The organism is Thiomicrorhabdus indica, assembly GCF_004293625.1.
Classification (GTDB): Bacteria; Pseudomonadota; Gammaproteobacteria; order Thiomicrospirales; family Thiomicrospiraceae; genus Thiomicrorhabdus; species Thiomicrorhabdus indica.
In genome coordinates this window covers 2,800,233-2,822,607 of sequence record NZ_CP033040.1, presented here as the reverse complement: position 1 = coordinate 2,822,607, position 22,375 = coordinate 2,800,233, and the positions used below count along the sequence as shown (strand labels likewise).

Here is a 22,375-nt window from a genome sequence, read left to right as displayed (position 1 = left end):
TGAGATTTGCTACCGGCCGGTATTCATTATTGATTGGTAAGCGTTATTTTTTGGGTAATGCCATAGCTGTAGCAGAGGCTCTATGCGTATTTTGATCTGTTTTGAAAAAGCGCACCGTTGTTTTTAATTTTGCAGCTTGATCACTCATACTCTCTGCCGCTGCAGAGGTTTCTTCCACCAATGCGGCATTGTTTTGGGTGACATCATCTATTAAGCCAAGAGCCTGATTGACCTCTCCGACTCCTCGCGCTTGATCGGCTGAGGTACTAGCTATGTCGGAAATCATTTTGGTGACCTCGATAATTGAATCGTTCATGGTTTGCAGAACTTCTTCAGACTTGCCTGCCAGCTCAGTCCCTTTATTGACCGATTCAACGCTTTCGTTAATGAGCGTGCTAATTTCTTTGGCAGCGTCAGCGGATTTTCCAGCTAAAGCTCTAACTTCACCTGCGACGACTGCAAACCCTCGTCCTTGCTCACCGGCACGAGCCGCTTCGACCGCAGCGTTAAGTGCCAATAAGTTGGTTTGGAAAGCAATGCTATCAATTAAGCTGACAATTTCACTGATTTTTTGACTGGATTCTTGAATCTCACTCATGGCAATAATGGTGTTGTGCATGACTTCACCAGCTGATTTCGAACTTTCTTCAAGCTGATGCTCTAGTTTGTCGACTTCAAGTGTGTTATCTGCATTGCGATTAATCGCTTCGTTCATCTCTTTCATGGTTGCAGAAGTTTGCTCCATGGAAGCGGCCTGTTGTTGAACACTGTCACTTAGACTCATCGAACCACGCGAAACTTCTTCAGCTGCCGTTGAAACCGTATTGGATGCAACGACAATGTCGTTGATGACGCCATTTAAATGTTCCGCGTTATGATTGATTGACTCTTTTAAGACGGCCAGATCGCCTTGACATTCGACATTGACTCGTTGAGTTAAGTCCCCTTCGCTTTGTGAGTGCATGACGTGGGCAATATTTCCAATCACTTCGTCTAATTTGGAGACTGTCGAGTTGATTCCATTGGTCAGAGTTTGTAGATCGCCTTTGACATCACTGGTGATTTGGTTCTTAAACTCACCAAGAGCCACTTTATCCATAACCAAGTTGATTTCCGAAATAGCCTGATCAAGGCTGTGCATTGCATCGGAGGTGTTATTGAGCATTTCAGCAAAAGCGCCTTTTGCTTGATGGTGAATTTCAACATGGAATTGTCCGTCTCGAAGCTGTTGCATAACTTCCGCAATTTGCTGCAAGGTTTCAGCCACGTTTTCACTGCTTTGGTTAATGCCTGTTTTCAGCTCTAGCAAGCTGCCTTTGTAATTCTGTTGAATGCGTTTGTTAAGGTCGCCCTCTGCAAGTGCGCCAATCACACTATTGGCCTCACTAATGGCTTGATTGACTTTTTCAAGGTGGCTATTAACTGCTTGAGCGGTTTGTCCAACTTCATCATTTTGATCTGTTTGAATACGAAGACTGAAATCACCGGTTTCTTCGATTTTAGCCATGGTTTCTTTCACGCTGGCCAATGGACGAATAATCATACGGTTAATCATTAAGGTTAAGATAATCGTTAAGATAATAATGCCAATCACGGATTCAAACAGGGTTTGCCATGCGTTGCCTGAGGCTTCTGCAAGAGGTTGGGTAAAGACGTTTTCATTTTGCATGAAAATTTGCCGACCAAAGACTTTACCTTGCTCGTCATAGGCAGGTATGTCGACCACAAACCGACCGTTATTGATATAAGCAGAGTTCTGATCACCATCGACAGGTTGATAGACAGATTTAGTGAGTTCAACCACTTCATCGGCAAACCATTTGTTGTTTGCGATCACATAACGGTCGGTAATTTTTTTAAGTTTATCTGTTGCCTTTGTCGATCCAAACTTATTAGCGACATATTCTGTGTCCACCAGCATGATCCAAGCACCATCTTGGTCTTTATACTCTCGAGCAAAATCACGTGAAATTGAACCAACACCAAGAACCATTGTCACACCACCAAGTAATTGTTTGTCTCGTAGAACGGGTGTAATTGAGGTAATTGCAACTCCCCGATCACCAAATCCTAGGGAACCGGCAGCTTTTTTGCTATCGAACACTTGTTTAACAAGTGGGTCGTTTAAACGACTTCCAGCATCTTCATCGAGCTTCCAGCTTCGGATAAGAGATTGGCCGTCTGCGTGAATCAGTTCACTAAATACGCCTCTGAAGTTGGTTTTATCCGCATAATCTTTTTTCAGAGTTTTTAGAAAACCGTAAATTGCTTGTTTATCTTTGTTCTTTAATGCGTCCTGAACATCGGGTGACAAACTGAGCATGGCTGAACCAATAATTCCGCCCTGAATTTTTAAATCCATCTTACTGTCAGCGTAGGAGGTCAACTCATTGATCAATTTTGACTCAACATTTCCTTTTACCGGTTTGATTTGGCTGTTATAGAGCATTAAACCCAAAATGGCGGCAATAATGAGAGTGACTACCAAAGCCACAAACATGACTTTTTGATTTAGGGTTAGATTTTTCATGGGGGGTCACCTCGGATGGAATCGATAAGAGCTTATACAAACGTATAGGTTTTACTTTAAATTAGATGATATCTTTAAAGATTGATTCTCATCAAAAACTGTTGAACTAATGAGTTCTAATGCATACTTTTGATGGGGTCTGTCGAAATCTATTGGTCATAAGGGCTTACCCTTTTAGTTTTTTAGGAGCATCGCGGATCAAGTTACAGAGCCTGTTCGGATTTGTTATGCTTGGCATCATGTGAATAGCCGACTGAGTAAGAGAATCAATTTATGAGTTATCCAGTGCCAGCAGACGAAGCGATGGCAGAAATAGAGATTAAAAAAAGCCGATTTATCGCTTATGCCAAAGGTATTTCTTCACGAGAGGAAGGCATGCTATGGCTGGAAACTTTGAAAGCGAAGTACCCTGATGCACGTCATCACTGTTGGGCGTATTTGATTGGCAATCCCAAATGTGCAGCCAATGCCGGTATGGGAGATGATGGCGAGCCGAGTGGAACAGCAGGTAAGCCAATTTTGAATGTTTTAAACCACAAAAATGTGGGAGATGTCATGATTTGCGTTGTCCGCTATTTTGGAGGCATTAAGCTAGGTGCCGGTGGATTAACTCGAGCCTATGGACAGGCAGCGCAAGCGGTAATGGAAGTTTTGTCGGTTGAAGAGCAAATTCCTTTGATGGAAGTCATTGTAAAGTGTGACTTTTCACAAGAGCAATGGGTCAGGCATTGCTGTACACAATTTGAGGCTCAAGTTATTGAGGTGAACTATTCTAGTTTGGTGGAGATGGTGTTAAATGTGCCGGAGGTGGCCTTGGAAGAATTTCAATCATTGCTTGAAGCAAATCGTTGTGAGTATAAAGTCGAAAAAAAATAATACCGGCCGGTATTATCTGGATTCCTTTTCACCGGCCGGTAACTCTTTACGATTAAGTGTTTAGGTGAAGCTTTACTAATTCTTCAATTTCTTTTGAATAATCGGCTTCTATTTTTTCATCACTGCCAATGACATCTTCAAAATCTTCAGTTAATCCAAGTAGTGAGTGAAGACTTCCTGCAACACATTGAGCAAGTGGATTCAGTTTATAGCCACCTCCTAAAGAAAAACTCAAGCGGCCTTCGCAAAGCTCATCGGCAATGGCCATGCAGCGTTTAGTAAACTGATTGTAACCAGCAACAGTAACTTGATGACCGGCTAATGGATCTTGCCAGTGGCCATCGTAACCAGCGAACACTATTATATGTTCAGGTTGAAACTCCCGAAGTTTTGGCGCAATGACTTTATCAAAGCTCGCTAGATAGGTTTGATCACCAGCACCTTGTCGAAAAGAAAGATTAACATTTGTGCCTTTAGCTTTACCTTCTCCCGTCATACTGTCAAATCCGGTCATTGGCCAGAATGGATGCTGATGAATGGATATAGCCATAATCGAAGGGTCATCAATGGTTAAATCTTGAGTCCCATTACCGTGATGCACATCAAAATCTAGAATCGCGATGCGTTTGACACCACGGTATTTCTGAAGAGCCTTTGCGGCAAGCACATCGCTATTCAATAAACAGAATCCCATTGCCTGATTATGTCTAGCATGATGCCCAGGTGGACGAAGTAGCCCAAAGCCATAATCGACCTTTCGATCATAAACTGCTAAGTTCAATTCTATGTTTCCCCCAGTGGCCATTTTTGCAGCATCAAAGCTGAATTCATTTAAATAGGTATCTTGACTATTTGGATCAAAATAGCCTCCGCCTGATTCACTTAAATTTTCAATTTCGAATAGATAGCCTGATTGATGTACCCACGCTAACTCTTCGTCGGTTGCAAATCTACTTTGGATGGCTGAGAAATATTTCCAGTAATCGCGATTAGTGAGTTCTTTATCAATAGCACGTAAACGATTCGCGTTTTCAGGATGGCCTTTTAAATCATGCTTAAGAAAAAGAGGATCTAAAACTACACCGACTTTGTAGGAGGATTGGAATTGTGGCTGCTGAAGAGCAAAGGCAGGTGTAGTACTTCCCAATAGCAGAGCAAGACTGTTTTGAATAAATTGGCGACGACTGTTCATATTAAAGATCTCCAAATAGATAAATACCTAGTAAATTATCTGTTGCTAGCTTCAATTATTCAGACCTTAGATAGAAAGTCATATTCAGTTTGGTTATTGATAGATTAAAAAAATCGAACGAATAAGCATTTTGTGAATAACTTTGTGGATAAGTTTGTATAAAGAGGCTGTTTTTGTGGGTAAGTAAAGGAGTTGAAATTAATTTAAACTTTTTTCAATTTTTTGTAAAAAAAGACTTGCGTTCATTTTAGAAATCCCTAGAATACGCACCTGTCTTGAGGGGCAGCGGAAACAAAGCCTTCTCAGAGATGAAAAAAATTTGGTGTTAATTGTTTGATTTGATTGAGGATTTTGTTTCTTGATTGAATTTTAAAAGCAAGCAGTTAACCATCGCGATTCTGGTTTGAATGTGATGAAAATTTTTTGAAAAAAGTTTGAAAAAACATTTGACAAAAGATTTTAGCTTCTCTAGAATACGCGGCCTACCAACGAGTCACGGTTTGAAATCAACAGTGATTAGGTTGTGGATAAGTTCTTTAAAAATATGGTAATTCAGAGATAATTTATGTGGAAACTTCTTAAGTGAGTACGCATAAAAAATCTCGAAAACTGACAAATATGTAACTGGTAATAAATTTATTTATTTATCATGCAAACTTGTCAATTCCGAGTGTTTATATCCGGAGACGGAATTTAAATATATCTAGCAAGATTAAACTGAAGAGTTTGATCCTGGCTCAGAATGAACGCTGGCGGCAGGCCTAACACATGCAAGTCGGACGGAAACGATAGAGAGCTTGCTCTCTAGGCGTCGAGTGGCGGACGGGTGAGTAATGCTTAGGAATCTACCCAATAGTTGGGGACAACATGTGGAAACGCATGCTAATACCGAATGTGCTCTACGGAGTAAAGGTGGCCTCTACTTGTAAGCTATCGCTATTGGATGAGCCTAAGTGAGATTAGCTTGTTGGTAAGGTAAAAGCTTACCAAGGCGACGATCTCTAGCTGGTTTGAGAGGATGATCAGCCACACTGGGACTGAGACACGGCCCAGACTCCTACGGGAGGCAGCAGTGGGGAATATTGCACAATGAGGGAAACCTTGATGCAGCCATGCCGCGTGTGTGAAGAAGGCCCGAGGGTTGTAAAGCACTTTCAATTGGGAGGAAGGTAGTATCGCTAATATCGATATTGCTTGACGTTACCTTTAGAAGAAGCACCGGCTAACTCTGTGCCAGCAGCCGCGGTAATACAGAGGGTGCAAGCGTTATTCGGAATTACTGGGCGTAAAGCGCGCGTAGGCGGACTGTTAAGTCGGTTGTGAAAGCCCTGGGCTCAACCTGGGAACTGCATCCGATACTGGCAATCTAGAGTTTAAGAGAGGGAAGGGGAATTCCTAGTGTAGCAGTGAAATGCGTAGATATTAGGAGGAACATCAGTGGCGAAGGCGCCTTCCTGGCTTAAAACTGACGCTGAGGTGCGAAAGCGTGGGTAGCGAACGGGATTAGATACCCCGGTAGTCCACGCCGTAAACGATGTCAACTAGTTGTGGGGCATATTAAAATGTTTCGTAACGTAGCTAACGCGATAAGTTGACCGCCTGGGGAGTACGGTCGCAAGATTAAAACTCAAAGGAATTGACGGGGGCCCGCACAAGCGGTGGAGCATGTGGTTTAATTCGATGCAACGCGAAGAACCTTACCATCCCTTGACATCCTGCGAACTTTCTAGAGATAGATTGGTGCCTTCGGGAACGCAGTGACAGGTGCTGCATGGCTGTCGTCAGCTCGTGTCGTGAGATGTTGGGTTAAGTCCCGCAACGAGCGCAACCCTTATCATTAGTTGCTACCATTTAGTTGAGAACTCTAATGAGACTGCCGGTGATAAACCGGAGGAAGGCGGGGACGACGTCAAGTCATCATGGCCCTTATGGGATGGGCTACACACGTGCTACAATGGGGGGTACAAAGAGCAGCCAGCTAGCAATAGTGCGCGAATCTCAAAAAACCTCTCGTAGTCCGGATTGGAGTCTGCAACTCGACTCCATGAAGTCGGAATCGCTAGTAATCGCGAATCAGAATGTCGCGGTGAATACGTTCCCGGGCCTTGTACACACCGCCCGTCACACCATGGGAGTGGATTGCAAAAGAAGTAGGTAGCCTAACTTCGGAGGGCGCTTACCACTTTGTGGTTCATGACTGGGGTGAAGTCGTAACAAGGTAGCCCTAGCGGAAGCTGGGGCTGGATCACCTCCTTTAAGATAAAAGCGTTACGAGCTTAAGTTAGTTTTCACATAAATTCTTTCTGAATTACACTATTAGGGGCTATAGCTCAGCTGGGAGAGCGCCTGCTTTGCACGCAGGAGGTCTGCGGTTCGATCCCGCATAGCTCCACCAATTACTGAATGTGTTTGAGTTAAGTTTTAAACTTTCATTGAGACATATTCATATATTGGGTCTGTAGCTCAGTTGGTTAGAGCGCACCCCTGATAAGGGTGAGGTCGGTGGTTCAAATCCACCCAGACCCACCACTTTAAAGTAAACCTGTTAATAGGTTTTGTTTAAAAATGACAAGTTGTTTTTAAATGAAAATTTATTAACAGTTTTATTTTGAAATTTTGAAGCAGATGATATAATTCCGCTTCTAAGTTTTTCGAAACTGAAGTTCTTTAAAAAATTGGATAACGATTGATATGACGCCGACTTGTCATATCAATAAGAGTTGATACAACTTCAATATCAACTCGCATTGCTGGAGTGTTTTAAACACTTCAAGTAATAGGTAACGCAATACTTAATTGAGATTACTCAAGCGTATTTGTGTCAGCGTAAATGATTTTAGTTGCATACACTCAGAGTATATTTTGAGTTGTATAGTTAAGTGACTAAGCGTACACGGTGGATGCCTAGGCGGTAGAAGGCGATGAAGGACGTGATAGCCTGCGATAAGCGACGGTGAGGTGGCAAATACCCTATGACCCGTCGATTTCCGAATGGGAAAACCCATCCTTTATGGATATCCTGCTTGCAGGAAGCTAACCCGGAGAACTGAAACATCTAAGTACCCGGAGGAAAAGAAATCAACCGAGATTTCCAAAGTAGCGGCGAGCGAAATGGGACCAGCCCTTAAGCAATGATTACATTAGTAGAATAGTCTGGAAAGTCTAACGATACAGGGTGATAGTCCCGTATACGAAAATGTATTCATTGTGAAATCGAGTAGGACGGAACACGTGAAATTCTGTCTGAACATGGGGGGACCACCCTCCAAGGCTAAATACTCTCTACCGACCGATAGTGAACCAGTACCGTGAGGGAAAGGCGAAAAGAACCCCTGGAGGGGAGTGAAATAGAACCTGAAACCGTGTACGTACAAGCAGTGGGAGCCCTTAGGGGTGACTGCGTACCTTTTGTATAATGGGTCAGCGACTTACGTTCTGTAGCAAGGTTAACCGAATAGGGGAGCCGTAGGGAAACCGAGTCTTAACTGGGCGAATAGTTGCAGGGCGTAGACCCGAAACCGGGCGATCTATCCATGGCCAGGTTGAAGGTGCCGTAACAGGTACTGGAGGACCGAACCCACGTATGTTGAAAAATGCGGGGATGAGTTGTGGATCGGAGTGAAAGGCTAATCAAGCCCGGAGATAGCTGGTTCTCCTCGAAATCTATTTAGGTAGAGCCTCATGTCTTACTGCTGGGGGTAGAGCACTGTTATGGTCTAGCGGCCCGTCAAGGGTTAGCAGCCCATTGCAAACTCCGAATACCAGCAAGTACAATCATGGGAGACAGACTGCGGGTGCTAACGTCCGTAGTCAAGAGGGAAACAACCCAGACCGCCAGCTAAGGTCCCTAAATACTACTCAGTGGGAAAGGATGTGGGAAGGCACAGACAGACAGGAGGTTGGCTTAGAAGCAGCCACCCTTTAAAGAAAGCGTAATAGCTCACTGTTCGAGTCGGCCTGCGCCGAAGATTTAACGGGGCTAAGTAGTATACCGAAGCTGCGGATGCGTTTTTACGCATGGTAGAGGAGCGTTCTGTAAGCCTGCGAAGGGGCATTGTAAAGTGTCCTGGAGGTATCAGAAGTGCGAATGCTGACATAAGTAGCGATAAAGGGAGTGAAAAGCTCCCTCGCCGAAAGACCAAGGTTTCCTACGCAACGCTAATCGACGTAGGGTTAGTCGACCCCTAAGATGAGGCCGATAGGCGTAATCGATGGGAAGCAGGTTAATATTCCTGCACTTTTTATGACTGCGATGGAGGGACGGAGAAGGCTAGGCCAGCTTGCTGATGGTTGCAAGTTTAAGCGCTTAGGAAGAGAGTTTAGGTAAATCCGGACTCTTAATTCTGAAACGTGACGACGAGTCCTCTTTTGGACGAAGTGGTTGATGCCATGCTTCCAAGAAAAGCTTCTAAGCTTCAGGTCATAAAGAATCGTACCCCAAACCAACACAGGTGGTCAGGATGAGAATTCCAAGGCGCTTGAGAGAACTCGGGTGAAGGAACTAGGCAAAATGATACCGTAACTTCGGGAGAAGGTATGCCCTCGACGGTGAATAGCTGTTGAGGGTCGCAGAGACCAGGTGGCTGCAACTGTTTACTAAAAACATAGCACTGTGCAAAATCGAAAGATGACGTATACGGTGTGACGCCTGCCCGGTGCCGGAAGGTTAATTGATGGGGTTAGCTTATGCGAAGCTCTTGATCGAAGCCCCGGTAAACGGCGGCCGTAACTATAACGGTCCTAAGGTAGCGAAATTCCTTGTCGGGTAAGTTCCGACCTGCACGAATGGCGTAATGATGGCCACACTGTCTCCACCCGAGACTCAGCGAAATTGAACTCGCAGTTAAGATGCTGCGTACCCGCGGCTAGACGGAAAGACCCCGTGAACCTTTACTACAGCTTTGCACTGGACTTTGACCTTACTTGTGTAGGATAGGTGGGAGGCTTTGAAACTGTGACGCCAGTTGCAGTGGAGCCATCCTTGAAATACCACCCTGGTAATGTTGAGGTTCTAACCTCGACCAGTGAATCCTGGTCAGGGACAGTGTATGGTGGGTAGTTTGACTGGGGCGGTCTCCTCCCAAAGTGTAACGGAGGAGCGCGAAGTTACCCTCAGCACGGTCGGACATCGTGCATTGAGCGCAAGAGTATAAGGGTGATTGACTGCGAGACAGACACGTCGAGCAGGTACGAAAGTAGGTTCTAGTGATCCGGTGGTTCTGTGTGGAAGGGCCATCGCTCAACGGATAAAAGGTACTCCGGGGATAACAGGCTGATACCGCCCAAGAGTTCATATCGACGGCGGTGTTTGGCACCTCGATGTCGGCTCATCACATCCTGGGGCTGAAGTCGGTCCCAAGGGTATGGCTGTTCGCCATTTAAAGTGGTACGCGAGCTGGGTTTAGAACGTCGTGAGACAGTTCGGTCCCTATCTGCCGTGGGCGTTGGAGAATTGAGATGGGCTGCTCCTAGTACGAGAGGACCGGAGTGGACGATCCGCTGGTGTTCCAGTTGTCATGCCAATGGCATTGCTGGGTAGCTATGATCGGAAAGGATAACCGCTGAAAGCATCTAAGCGGGAAACCTGCATCAAGATAAGTTCTCCCTAGACTATAAGTCTTCTGAAGGGCCGTTGGAGACTACGACGTTGATAGGCTGAGTGTGGAAGTGCAGTAATGTATGAAGCTAATCAGTACTAATTACCCGTGAGGCTTAACTATACAACTCAAAGTGAACTTTGAGTGAAAGCAAAGTCAGAGCAAAGACGCAAATACCTTGAGTAAGCGCAATTAAGTATTACCGAATACAAAGCATAAAAAATCGTTATCCAAATTTGCAGTGTTGGAACACCTAGGTGAACCAGCACAGCACACCGAATTGCTTGGTGACAATAGCAAGATGGAACCACCTGATCCCTTCTCGAACTCAGAAGTGAAACGTCTTAGCGCCGATGGTAGTGTGGGAGTTCCCATGTGAGAGTAGGTCATCGCCAAGCTTATATCCTAAAAGCTGCTTATCCTTCGTTGGGTAAGCAGCTTTTTTTTTGTCTATTATTTTTCATTTTTTTATATTTTGATTTTTAACCTCATATGACATACATTGATGTCTCTTTTGTAAAAGGAGTATTTTGTGGGTGTTTCTGTTGATTCTAAACCAGTTAATGGTTTAGTCGGAGTAATCTCTAAGTTCCCTTGGATGATGCTTGTAATTGTTTATTTGATTGTTGTGGAACAGCTTGGAATTGAAATGACTGGTACACCTGGTTTTATATTTGTTGGTGGCGTGGTTGTGATTCTTTTTGTAGAAACCTTTAAAGCAATGGATTTATCACCTTTAGGTTTTTTTTGGGATCAACTTTGGGCAATCATTTGTGTTGCGTTGGCATCAGGATTAATTGCTTATCTGTATTTTGTAGAAGGTCGTGATCCGACTTTTTATCATTGGATTGGGCTTGCTGTGATAATTGCAGATGCAGTTATCAATCCATTAAACGCTTTTCGATCAGCACTACGTAACTTTGATGTAGGTAAGTAATATGTCTTCTAACATTGGTACAGCTAGTCATAGTCAGTTAGGCCAACATACGCCATACTGTTCTGAGTACGATCCTTCTTTGTTATTCCCAATCCCTCGCCAGGAAAAACGTGATGAATTAGGTATTAAAGCCAATTCTTTACCGTTTAATGGTTTGGATATTTGGACAGCATTTGAAATATCTTGGCTTAATACCAAGGGAAAGCCTGTTGTTCGCATTGCGGAATTTGCCTTTCAGGTTAGTTCACCGAACTTGATAGAATCAAAATCTTTTAAACTTTACTTAAACAGTTTTAATGGCACCCGTTTCGAGTCTGAACAGGATGTGATTGAGTTAATGGAAAAAGATTTATCAGATGCTTCTGGAGCGCCTGTTGTTGTTGATTTTAAAACATTGGAAGGTCATGAACTCTTATTTGGTGACTTACCCGGTGAAAATATTGATGATCTGGATATTGAAATTAATGAGTACCAGGTCGATACTTCGCTTTTAAAAACATTGGATGAAGAGGTTGATGAGGAAACGCTTAATAGCCATCTTTTAAAGTCTAACTGTCTTGTGACTTGTCAACCGGATTGGGGATCAGTAGTCGTCCGGTATTCAGGGAAAAAGATTGATGAAGCTTCCCTGTTGAAATATATCATTTCTTTCCGTGAGCATAACGAGTTTCATGAGCAGTGTGTCGAGCGAATCTTTACTGATATTATGAAAGTTTGCCGGCCGGTAAACTTAACGGTCTATGCGCGTTATGTCCGTCGTGGAGGGTTGGATATCAATCCATATCGTTCAAACTTTGAAGAAGAGTTTGATATTTCTCGTACGCAGCGACAGTAGTTCCACTAAAATAACGCCAAAATTGATAAGGAAAAGAATATGTTACCGGGAAATGGAAATTTTAAGAATATTGTTGCTGACACAAATATTAGTGCAGAAGAAGCGCTTGCACGTTTTGATGCGAATATTGAACTGCTTGAAAAAGAAGGGATTGAGCCTTCCATGATGGAGTTCAAGATGAAAGAGCTTTCTACATTGTCTGCATGGCTACAGGAAGCTTTAGAAAAAGGTGAAACAATGGAATCTTTGAATGATCGTGCACAACGTCTAGCGAAAATTTCATTTGAATTGGGCTGTTGTCGTGAAGAGGTTGAGTGTTTGTTGACGATTTATCCCAAATATTAATATTGAGATAATTTTAGGAAAAGGGAGCTTTTGGCTCCCTTTTTTAGTTTATATGTTCTCTCTACTTCGCTGCTTTGGCTGTTGAAATCCAACCATCAAAGGTGCGTTGATTCGCTTTAATCCATGAATCAACATGACGTTTAATGTCAGAAGGTTGGCTTTGACCATCTTTAATTAATTGGTTTTGTGCTGAAACATCGTTCACAGACAGTTTCATAATTGAAAACAATTTAGCAACTTCTGGATGCTTTTCACCAACCGATTTGTTAGCCACTATACGCATAGAGTTCACATTAAAACCATAGTTAGCACCATTAGGTAGTGTGGTATCTTTTGTAACGGGGTGAGCAGTATGCGTCACTTGTAGCCAAGTGACGTCTTTGCCAGGCTTTAAAATTCCTGAAACCCAATAAGGTGTCCAAGTGTAATAAACCACAGGCTTACCTTGTTTGTAATTAGTAATCGTTTCAGAAATAACGGCAGAATAGGAGCCTTGGTTATGTTCGACGGTATCACGAAGGCCATAAGCATCTAGTTGGTGCTCAATCACTTTCTCACAACCCCAGCCAGGTGTACAGCCTGCTAAGTCTGCTTTGCCATCACCATCGTTATCAAATAGCTTGGCGATTTCTGGTTTCTTCAAATCGTTAATGTATTTGATGTTGTGTTTATCAGCGGTTTTTTTGTCAATCAAGTAACCTTGCGCACAGCCTTCAATATAATCGCCTTTTCGGTAGAAAACCTTATCCCCACCGGCTTTTTGATACATATTTTCATGCAAAGGCGCCCAGTTCACTGCCATAAAGCTAATATCGTCTGAGTTGGCTTCTTGAGAAATTTGTTTGTAGGCAACTGCATAGTCCACTTCATTAATTTTGCCTACATTATGTCCTAAAGCTTCGAGTGCACGGTTCACGATTTCCGTTTGAAAAGTTTCTTCAGCAATGGCACTTTGGAATGGGGTGACTTTTGCAGCAAATGCAGACGATGATGTCATAGCTGTAGCAAGAATAGAAGTAAATAAGATGTCTGTTTTCTTCATTAGAGTTATCCTCTGTTTTGATTTGAAGGAAAGATTTTAAGAATCCATGAAAGTGGTTCACGTTGATACCAATGCGTTGTCTCATGTTTGGGAGCTTGCCCCATGGCTTGAGTAATTCGGTCAAGCATAATAGCGAGCAATACAATTGCGAGGCCTCCAATTGCGGCTAATCCCATATCCAAACGACCAATACCCCGAAGCACCATTTGTCCAAGCCCGCCAACAGCAATCATCGATGCAATAACTACCATTGATAGCGATAGCATCAAGTTCTGATTAACCCCAGCCATGATGGTGGCTTTAGCAACGGGCAATTCGATCTTGAAGAGCATTTGTAAGGGACTCGCACCAAATGCATGCCCAGCTTCAATGAGATCTGTCGGTACTTGACGAATTCCTAAACTGGTTAAACGAACCAAAGGTGGTAGTGCAAAGATAATGGTCACAACCACTCCGGGAACATTTCCTATACCAAAAAGCATAACGATTGGGATTAAGTAGACGAATGCAGGTGTGGTTTGCATTGCATCCAGTATGGGCATCAGTACCGATTTTACCCTGTCTGATTTTCCCATCCAGATTCCTAGAGGTATCCCAATTAACATACTAAATAGAACGGCTGTAAAGACTAAAGCTAATGTCACCATAGTTTCCGACCAAGCACCGAGAAAACCAATAATGAGTAAAGAAACAGCGCTTAAAATTCCGAGTTTTCGCCCACCGATTTGCCATGCAAACAAGGTGAAAAATATTAGAACTACCCAAGGATTTAAACTCAGCAGAAAGGTCTCTAAAGAGCTAAGGGTTATATCAACAGGGACGCGAATGGCTTGGAAAACTTCACGAAAGTTACCCACTAGCCAGTCCAGTCCATCTTCAACCCAGGTGTCGAAGGGGATTAACTTTTCCGCAAACGGGTCCGCGAGTGAAAAGTCGGTTTGAGTGGTATCGGCTTTTCCGGCCTCTGAAAGCCAATCGTTTGTAGTGGTGGGTGTATCTCCGGCTACGGTTGATTCGGTGCTGTCAGTAGTTGCAGAACCCCAAGGATTTGAAGCCGATTCGATTGAATCATTTGATTGAGTCGCACCCCAAGGATTGGAGGTTGATGTTTCACCGGCCGGTGAAGTTTGCGTTTCGGGCTCTGAGGCAGCAGCCCAAGGATTAGAATTTGACATAGAAATTTCCTAATTTGGGCATTACGTTGGATCCAGAGCTTTGAGTAACTTAGCACGAGTCATAACCCCAATCATCTGCTTATGTTCATTTACCACTGGTAAAGGGCATGGAGCCTCTGCCATTAACCCTATGAGCTCATTGAGTGGCGTTTCATAATCAATTGTTGAAACATTAGATAAATAAGCGTCCTCGACTTTATCGGTCGTTTTACTGGCTGTTTGCAGGGTTTCCATAGTGGCAACCCCTATAAATTGCTTATCACTGTTTGTTATAAAAGCATAGTCATAGTCAGAATCATCCAGTAAGCGGCTAATGGTTTTAATTCCTTGACTGTCTTTTTTTGAAATCGTAAAGAATTTGCGGTTGATGATGTGTTTGGCAGAGAGCACTTCGCTGATTGAGACGCCTTTAAAGAAGGATTCAACATATTCTGTTTCAGGGTTACGAAGGATTTCTTCAGGTGTCCCAATTTGGACAATATTGCCTTGCTCCATAATGGCAATTCGATCACCAATACGCATTGCTTCATCTAAATCATGCGAGATAAAAATAATGGTGCGCTGGGCTTTTTCTTGCAGTTTGATTAATTCATCCTGCATTTCCGTGCGAATTAAAGGGTCTAGTGCAGAAAAGGCTTCATCCATTAGCATAATTTCAGAGCCGGTCGCTAATGCTCGGGCTATTCCGACACGCTGTTGCATTCCGCCTGATAGTTCGGAAGGATAAGAATCCGCATAGGCTTCAAGCCCGACTTGCTCCAGTGCATCGAGTGCTTTTTGTTGCGATTCTTTTTTGTCGTAGCCATCGAGTGTTAATCCAAAAGCTGCATTTTCCACTACCGACATGTGAGGAAGTAAGGCAAATGACTGAAATACCATCGAGATTTTTTCTCGACGAGTTTGTCGAAGCTGTTTTTCAGAGATTAGTGTAATATTTTCATTGTCGATAAAAATATCACCAGTTGTGGGTTCAATCAGGCGGTTAAGAAGTCGGACAAGAGTCGATTTTCCTGAGCCAGATAGCCCCATAATGACAAAAATTTCGCCCTTAAAAACCTCAAATGAGGCATTGTTTACACCAATTGTATGGCCGGTTTTAGCAAAGATTTCATCTTTGTTAAGACCTTTTGCCACAAGATCAAGAGCGCCCTTGGGATTATCGCCGAAAACTTTGAAAACGTTTTCGACTTTTAATTTTGCAGGTTTCATATCAATACTAGAAGTCGTAACGTGCACCGATTGCAATGGCCTGAGTGTCTCTACCATAGGAAGCGTAGCCATTGTCAGCTAAGTAGTCACCAATGTCTTTGTCAGGTAGGACTGCATAACCAGTATCTTCAGAGAAATATTCTACAAATACTTTAAGGTTTTTCGTGTATTGGTAGTCAGTTCCTAAATGAATTACTGTGCCTGGCGCATAACCTCCCTCATCACCTTCAGATACATGAGCTCTGAAAGTGTATTTCCCCATGTTGTAAGAGCCATAAAGGTTGTAAATAGAAACGTTGTGTTCAGTTTCTTCGTATTTCGTAGCGAAGCGCCAAGGACCTGTTGTATAAGAGGCAGAAAGACCGTAGGTTTGGGCGCCACCAATTTCTTCTTCTTTATCTTCCATTGCTGCGGAAATAGTGAACCCATCCGCGGAATAAGATAGAGCATACTGCATGGTGTCTAGATAACTTGAGTCTCGAGAGTCGCTGATGTCGACGGCTGAAGCGGCAAAGCTAAATCCAGAAAAGCTAGGGGAGGTATAGGTAACGGCTTCACGGCGGAAATAGGCATAAGTTGACCAACCTGAGTAGAAAGAACTGAAGTAATCGACTGGGTAGGCGACATAGTTGTAGAAGGTGAGCCACTGTTTACCAATCGCAACTGAACCCCAATCACCAGAAGCCGTGAGAGTGTAAAGTCGAGGATAGTTATTATCCAATGAATTTGGCTCTTTGTAATAGGCGGCAAACCCTGTTGGATCATTGATTTTCAATTCTGCTGAGTTGAAGGGGATTTCAATGTTTGCACCAAGGGTAGTTCCATTGTTTAGAGGGTAGTTCGCCGAAACTCCAAAGCGAGAATAGGCATCTCTAATGCCTGTATAGCTGTCGTCGTCTCCCAAGCTTTGAGAGGTGGCGCTGAGTCGATCAACGGATACTGATTCCGCTTGAACACGTAATGAACCGTAAGCATCTATAGTTAATTCGGCCATTACTGTTCCAGGCGCAATGATGGCAGCAATAGACAGTGGTAATAGTTTTTTCAAAACAAACTCCTTGGAAGCGACTATTTTGAGAGATTCTGGTTTCTCATACAGATAATCGGACAACAACGTAAAATTAAGTTGTTTTTAACCCTACCACAGGCGGGAAAAGGGATTCAAGGACGGTTTTTAGAGGATTAGAGGCTTGAAGATTGCTCCAGCGACTATTTTTATAGGCTCTGGAGCATGATTCAGGAAAAGCAAATTTGTAGTAGTTTCTTGAGGTGAAGTATTTTTACTTGGTGAAAATGCTACATTTGACCAATTGTCCCAAGGATTTGATTGATTTGTTCTCTTTGTGGTCGATGGCTTCTAGGCTCATCAAATGGGTTACCATTACTGAGCGCTCCAGAGCAGGTCAGTCTTAAAACATTTGGCTGCTGAGTTGAGTCTAAGTAAAAATGAACATAATCCATGGTTTCTGGGCGTTGATTATCGCCAAAAGCCATCGCGTTGCCAACAAACGCCAATTGAATTCCACCGGCCGGTAAAGTTTTTGCGGCAATTTGTTCTTCGCCAATCTCTACATTTGAAATTTTGAATTGCTCAGGTTGAATTGTGGTGGTTTGATTTTGCAGTTCATTAATTTCAATTCGACAATGTTGCTCAGTTTGGTTAAAGGACCGGCCGGTAACTTTGCCAAATTGTATATATGTTTTTGCACTTCCTGCTGGAATATCAATTGGCACTTTGAGCTCAAAAGTTTGTCCTTGTTTGATATTCATCATGTGACTTGGCGGAGCACTTGAACAGGCGCTAAACAAACCTATGATTGCAAGACTGGTAATTAGCCCACTAAAAAATTTGGTTTTATGCATGGAAAACCTCCAGAGCATGGCTGTAAAAAAATTGTCTATGGTAAAATAGTACGTTTGCTGAGTTTTATACAACAAGGTTGTAGAACGTCAATTATGCGACCAATGGTAAGATTTTTCTAGCGAAAAGTCTGTAATGAGCAGGGTAAGAGTGTTGAGTATGGATAATCAGTTTACACATTATGATGTGATTGTTGTTGGCGGTGGCCACGCAGGAACTGAAGCGGCCTTGGCGGCAGCGCGAATGGGTCAAAAGACGCTATTATTGAGCCACAATATTGACACGCTTGGGCAGATGTCTTGTAACCCAGCCATTGGTGGTATTGGTAAAGGCCATTTGGTAAAAGAAGTCGATGCAATGGGTGGTGCAATGGCACTGGCAACTGACAAGGCTGGAATTCAATTTCGTACCCTGAACGCATCCAAAGGCCCAGCGGTTCGGGCAACGCGGGCGCAAGCCGATCGTTTGTTGTATAAAGCAGCGATTTTAGAAACTCTGCAGCATCAACCGAATCTAACGTTATTCCAGCAGCCGGTAGAAGATATTCTGCTAGAAGGTGAACAGGTCAGTGGTGTGGTCACCAAAATGGGCTTAAAGTTCTATTCGCAAAATGTGGTGTTAACGGCAGGAACTTTTTTAGCCGGCCGGATTCATATTGGTTTGCAAAACTACGAAGGCGGTCGTGCAGGAGATGAACCAGCCAATCGTTTGGCTGCGAAGTTGCGAGAGCTCGACTTACCGGTTGGACGTTTAAAAACCGGAACACCGCCACGGATTGATGCTAAGACGGTTGATTTCTCAAAAATGCAGGCGCAACCGGGAGATAATCCGGCACCAGTATTTTCCTATATGGGGAATCGTGATATGCACCCAGAGCAGATTCCTTGCTACATAACTTACACGAATCCGAAAACCCACGAAGCGATTATGAATTCACTGGATCAGTCGCCGATGTATTCTGATCAAGGTGAGATTGATTCAGTTGGCCCGCGCTATTGCCCATCGATTGAAGACAAGGTCATGCGGTTCGCGGATAAAGACAAGCATCAAGTGTTTATTGAGCCAGAAGGTTTGAACACCACTGAACTTTATCCAAACGGGATTTCCACCAGTTTGCCATTTGAAACGCAAATGCAAATTGTTCGTTCAATGGATGGTTTGGAAAATGCGCGCATTATGCGTCCAGGTTATGCAATTGAATACGATTACTTTGACCCACGCGGCTTAAAACCGACGTTGGAAACACGCGCAATTAACGGTCTGTTTTTTGCCGGTCAAATCAATGGCACTACTGGCTATGAAGAAGCCGCTGCGCAAGGATTGCTTGCGGGGATGAATGCCGCGCGTCGTGCGCAAGACAATGAACAGTGGTATCCAACTCGTGACAAAGCGTATTTGGGCGTATTGGCTGATGACTTGATTACCATGGGAACCAATGAACCTTATCGAATGTTTACTTCGCGTGCGGAATACCGTTTGATGTTGCGTGAAGATAATGCCGATCAGCGTTTAACGCCTAAAGCACGAGAAATGGGGCTAATTGATGATGTTCGTTGGGCGACTTTTGAGGCGAAATATGAAGCGTTGGAACAAGAGTTGCAGCGCTTAAAAGAAACGTGGATTTATCCCGCGCACAAAGATGCTAAGCGCGCGGAAGAGTTAATGGAACTGCCTTTATCCAAAGAGCAAACGCTTTATGATTTATTGAAGCGTCCAAAAGTCAGCTATACCGCCATGTCAGAACTCGAAGTGTTTGGTGACGGATTAAAAAGTCCGCAGGTGGTTGAATTAGTCGAAATTGATGCTAAATACTCTGGGTACATTGCTCGTCAAATGGAACAGATTGAAAAGGTTCAGCGTTCCGAAAAAGTCGAAATTCCTGAGGACTTGGATTTGGATAAAATTTCTGGATTATCGAATGAGGTCAAGCAGAAGTTACGCGATCACCGGCCGGCGAATTTGGGTATGGCGAGTCGTATTCAAGGAATTACGCCGGCAGCAATTTCGATTTTGCTGATTGAGATTAAAAAGCATCGTTCTACGAAAGGCCAAACTCAGGGGCAGCCGCAGAGTCAGGCGGAGAAATTGGCATAATGAGTTTAGAGAATCAGCTTAGAGATGGTTTAAAGCAATTAGGCTTGGAATTGGCGAATGAAAAAGTTACCAAGCTGTTGCAATATCTTGAACTTTTACAGAAGTGGAATAAGGTCTATAACCTCACAGCCATTCGAGATCCGCAAGAAATGCTCGTAAAGCACTTATTAGACTCTTTGGCGGTGGTGCCTCATATTCAACCGACACGGTTAATTGATGTTGGTACTGGGGGCGGATTGCCAGGAATTCCTTTAGCGATTTGTTACCCAGATGCGCAAATTGATTTGCTGGACAGTAATAGTAAGAAAACCCGTTTTTTGATTCAAGCCAAAGCCGAATTAGGGTTGGTGAATACCCAAGTGATTCATGGTCGCGTTGAAGAGCATCATCCTGAACCTCTTTATGATGCGGTGATTTCTAGAGCATTTGCGGCTTTAGAAGATATGCTTTATTGGACCAATGATTTGTTACCGGCCGGTGGGGTTTGGTGGGCGATGAAAGCACAAAAAGATTTTGAACCTTTGGATATTTTGCCGCAAAATGCAAAGCTGGATGAACAAATTGAATTAAACGTTCCAGGATTAAATGCTGAGCGACGTTTGATAAAACTAATAAAAACCGAAAACACAAAGGGTTAATAGTGGGCAGAGTCATTGCAGTTGCCAATCAAAAAGGGGGCGTTGGCAAAACAACTACCGCAGTCAATTTAGCCGCTGCCTTGGCGCGCTTAAAAAAGAAGGTTTTATTGGTGGATCTTGACCCACAAGGCAATGCGACCGTTTCGGTTGGCGTGGATAAAGAACAACTGCCTATTTCTGTTTTTGAGCTACTCATTGGTGAAGCACGTTTTAAAGAATGTGTGCTGCATGTTGAAGCATCGGATCTGGATTTGTTACCAGCGAATGCTGACTTGACCGCAGCCGAAGTAGCTTTGCTTGAAGAGGATATGGGGCCAAAGCGTCTACGTAAATCTCTAAAGAAAGTCAGAACGCAATATGACGTGATTTTGATTGATTGCCCTCCGACTTTGAACATGTTGACCATCAATGCTCTGACGGCATCAGACGGAATTGTTGTGCCGGTTCAGTGTGAGTTTTTTGCTTTGGAAGGTTTGTCGGCCTTAATGGATACGATTGAAACGGTTCAAGAGCAATTGAATGGCAAATTACAAATTGATGGTCTTCTTCGTACTATGCATGACCGCCGTAACAATTTAGCAAATGATGTCTCAAACCAGTTAGTCAGTCATTTTGGAATGCAAGTGTTGCAAACGATTGTACCGCGAAATGTGCGCCTTGCAGAAGCACCGAGTTACGGAGAGCCGATTTTGGAATATGACATCGCGTCTAATGGTGCGATTGCTTATTTGGCACTCGCCAATGAAATTATTCGGAAAACTAAAGTCTAATCGGCTGTTTTTAGTCATCTAAGTTCTTGCAAAAAACGTGATTTAAACTCCAAGATTGCTCTAGTCGGCCATTCAAGGATTTAAACGCTTTTGATTAAAGAGTTGGGTGATTTTCAATAAAAACAAATTACCAAATTAAACGAGGATTCAACCGTGGTAAAAAAACGTTCAGGAATGGGTGGTCGTGGTATTCAGGCCATGCTTGGCGCTAAGCAGAAAAGTCAAAACAGCCAAAATGAACAGCGTGTTGATAAGCTCTCGATTCGCCAACTACAACCCGGTGAATATCAACCTCGTCAAACCTTTGATGATGGCGCGCTTCAAGAGCTAGCGGACTCCATTCAAGCTCAAGGTCTCGTTCAGCCGATTATTGTGCGTGAAATTGATGAAGATAAGTATGAAATTATTGCTGGTGAACGTCGCTGGCGTGCGTCAAAATTGGCAGGACTAGAAAAAGTTCCCGTCATTATTCGTACCACAGATGCACAAACAACATTGGCCATGTCGTTGATTGAAAATATTCAACGTGAAGATTTAAATCCAATTGAAACCGCACTAGGTTTAAAACGTTTAATTAAAGAATTTGATTTAACCCAGCAAGCGGTTGCTGAAGCCGTGGGTCGCTCACGTTCTGCCGTTTCTAATCTATTGCGCCTTCTCAAACTTCCCCAATCTATCCAAGATGCACTTCACAACGGTCAAATTTCAATGGGGCATGCGCGATGCGTAATTAGCTTTCCAGAAGATCTGCAAACAGACCTGATTTCTAAAGCCATTGAAAATTCATGGTCTGTGCGTCAAATGGAAGAGGCTGCGCAAAAAGTCTTACAGATTGAAGAATCAGCTGAGACATCAAAGCCAGATGAATTGAGTGAACAGCAAAAAGAATATATTAATACCCAGCAAAAACATTTACACAGTTTGATCGGTTCAAAAGTGAAAATTTCTCAGAAGGCAGATGGGAAAGGAAAAATTGAGATCCGATTCCAAGATCAAAATGAATTTTTAAAAGTTTTAAATTACTTACAATCCTAAATGTCACCTGCCGGTAAAGAATAAGTAAAAGCTAATATATGTCGATATAAAAAGCTTATATAGTGATTTCCATGCATAAAATCACAACAAATAGTTTTTGATGCGTTAGCTGACTACTAGAACGGAATTAGGTGGAAATGCCAGGCTTTAAAAAAGCTTAAAAATCAGCCCGATACAGCTAGCAATTATTCGAATAAAACATTAACATATGCGACCGTTTAGGTTAGAAATCAAAATGA

Annotated in this window: 15 protein-coding genes, 2 tRNA genes and 3 rRNA genes; 13 read left to right on the top strand and 7 right to left on the bottom strand. The window is 43.2% G+C overall.

Annotated elements, in window-relative coordinates; all coding sequences use genetic code 11:
* Positions 1–43: 43 nt before the first annotated feature.
* Positions 44–2,530, bottom strand: a complete 2,487-nt coding sequence (locus D9T12_RS12520) for a methyl-accepting chemotaxis protein (RefSeq protein ID WP_130538450.1) — start codon at positions 2,528–2,530, stop codon at positions 44–46.
* A gap of 273 nt (positions 2,531–2,803) precedes the next feature.
* On the opposite strand from D9T12_RS12520, the gene D9T12_RS12335 reads away from it, so the two are divergent.
* A complete protein-coding gene (locus tag D9T12_RS12335) occupies positions 2,804–3,406 on the top strand; it encodes a YigZ family protein (protein WP_130538449.1) in 603 nt (200 codons plus the stop codon).
* A 52-nt stretch (positions 3,407–3,458) separates the two neighbouring features.
* Here D9T12_RS12335 and D9T12_RS12330 read toward each other — a convergent pair whose 3' ends face one another.
* On the bottom strand, positions 3,459–4,598 hold the full coding sequence (locus tag D9T12_RS12330; protein WP_130538448.1) for a histone deacetylase family protein: 1,140 nt from the start codon (positions 4,596–4,598) through the stop codon (positions 3,459–3,461).
* A 714-nt stretch (positions 4,599–5,312) separates the two neighbouring features.
* Here D9T12_RS12330 and D9T12_RS12325 point away from each other — a divergent pair.
* From D9T12_RS12325 to D9T12_RS12290, 8 genes are all read left to right on the top strand, one after another.
* Positions 5,313–6,854 (top strand): 16S ribosomal RNA (locus D9T12_RS12325).
* Positions 6,855–6,917: 63 nt separating this feature from the next.
* Positions 6,918–6,993, top strand: a tRNA-Ala gene (locus D9T12_RS12320).
* A gap of 57 nt (positions 6,994–7,050) precedes the next feature.
* A tRNA-Ile gene (locus D9T12_RS12315) sits at positions 7,051–7,127 on the top strand.
* Positions 7,128–7,471: 344 nt separating this feature from the next.
* Positions 7,472–10,318, top strand: a 23S ribosomal RNA gene (locus tag D9T12_RS12310).
* Between the two features lie 160 nt (positions 10,319–10,478).
* A 5S ribosomal RNA gene (rrf, locus tag D9T12_RS12305) occupies positions 10,479–10,593 on the top strand.
* The 16S, 23S and 5S rRNA genes sit together here with 2 tRNA genes alongside, the layout of an rRNA operon.
* 134 nt (positions 10,594–10,727) lie before the next feature.
* Complete coding sequence (locus tag D9T12_RS12300; protein ID WP_130538447.1) at positions 10,728–11,132, top strand: hypothetical protein; 405 nt, start codon at positions 10,728–10,730, stop codon at positions 11,130–11,132.
* A gap of 1 nt (position 11,133) precedes the next feature.
* Positions 11,134–11,967, top strand: a complete 834-nt coding sequence (queF, locus tag D9T12_RS12295; RefSeq protein ID WP_130538446.1) for an NADPH-dependent 7-cyano-7-deazaguanine reductase QueF — start codon at positions 11,134–11,136, stop codon at positions 11,965–11,967.
* Between the two features lie 39 nt (positions 11,968–12,006).
* Positions 12,007–12,312 carry a hypothetical protein gene (locus tag D9T12_RS12290; protein WP_130538445.1) on the top strand — a complete coding sequence of 102 codons (306 nt, stop codon included), beginning with the start codon at positions 12,007–12,009 and terminating at the stop codon, positions 12,310–12,312.
* Positions 12,313–12,373: 61 nt separating this feature from the next.
* Here D9T12_RS12290 and proX read toward each other — a convergent pair whose 3' ends face one another.
* From proX to D9T12_RS12265, 5 genes are all read right to left on the bottom strand, one after another.
* The gene (gene proX / locus D9T12_RS12285; protein WP_130538444.1) at positions 12,374–13,354 is read right to left on the bottom strand and encodes a glycine betaine/L-proline ABC transporter substrate-binding protein ProX; all 981 of its coding nucleotides are present in this window, start codon (positions 13,352–13,354) and stop codon (positions 12,374–12,376) included.
* A 5-nt stretch (positions 13,355–13,359) separates the two neighbouring features.
* Positions 13,360–14,529 (bottom strand): glycine betaine/L-proline ABC transporter permease ProW, encoded by a 1,170-nt coding sequence (proW, locus tag D9T12_RS12280; protein WP_130538443.1) that lies wholly within the window; start codon positions 14,527–14,529, stop codon positions 13,360–13,362.
* 21 nt (positions 14,530–14,550) lie between these two features.
* Positions 14,551–15,795, bottom strand: coding sequence for a glycine betaine/L-proline ABC transporter ATP-binding protein ProV (gene proV / locus D9T12_RS12275; protein ID WP_338064808.1), 1,245 nt, complete (start codon positions 15,793–15,795; stop codon positions 14,551–14,553).
* Complete coding sequence (locus D9T12_RS12270) at positions 15,746–16,786, bottom strand: porin (RefSeq protein WP_130538442.1); 1,041 nt, start codon at positions 16,784–16,786, stop codon at positions 15,746–15,748. The genes proV and D9T12_RS12270 overlap by 50 nt, the downstream gene beginning before the upstream one ends.
* Before the next feature lie 248 nt (positions 16,787–17,034).
* Positions 17,035–17,601: a hypothetical protein gene (locus D9T12_RS12265; RefSeq protein WP_130538441.1), complete on the bottom strand. Its 567-nt coding sequence runs from the start codon at positions 17,599–17,601 to the stop codon at positions 17,035–17,037.
* A 157-nt stretch (positions 17,602–17,758) separates the two neighbouring features.
* Here D9T12_RS12265 and mnmG point away from each other — a divergent pair, with 157 nt between their 5' ends.
* From mnmG to D9T12_RS12245, 4 genes are all read left to right on the top strand, one after another.
* Complete coding sequence (mnmG, locus tag D9T12_RS12260; protein ID WP_130538440.1) at positions 17,759–19,693, top strand: tRNA uridine-5-carboxymethylaminomethyl(34) synthesis enzyme MnmG; 1,935 nt, start codon at positions 17,759–17,761, stop codon at positions 19,691–19,693.
* Complete coding sequence (rsmG, locus tag D9T12_RS12255; protein WP_130538439.1) at positions 19,693–20,331, top strand: 16S rRNA (guanine(527)-N(7))-methyltransferase RsmG; 639 nt, start codon at positions 19,693–19,695, stop codon at positions 20,329–20,331. The genes mnmG and rsmG overlap by 1 nt, the downstream gene beginning before the upstream one ends.
* Positions 20,332–20,333: 2 nt before the next feature.
* Entirely contained in the window at positions 20,334–21,101 is a 768-nt protein-coding gene (locus tag D9T12_RS12250; protein ID WP_130538438.1) for a ParA family protein, read from the top strand.
* 153 nt (positions 21,102–21,254) lie between these two features.
* Entirely contained in the window at positions 21,255–22,136 is an 882-nt protein-coding gene (locus D9T12_RS12245; protein WP_240693193.1) for a ParB/RepB/Spo0J family partition protein, read from the top strand.
* Positions 22,137–22,375 lie beyond the last annotated feature (239 nt).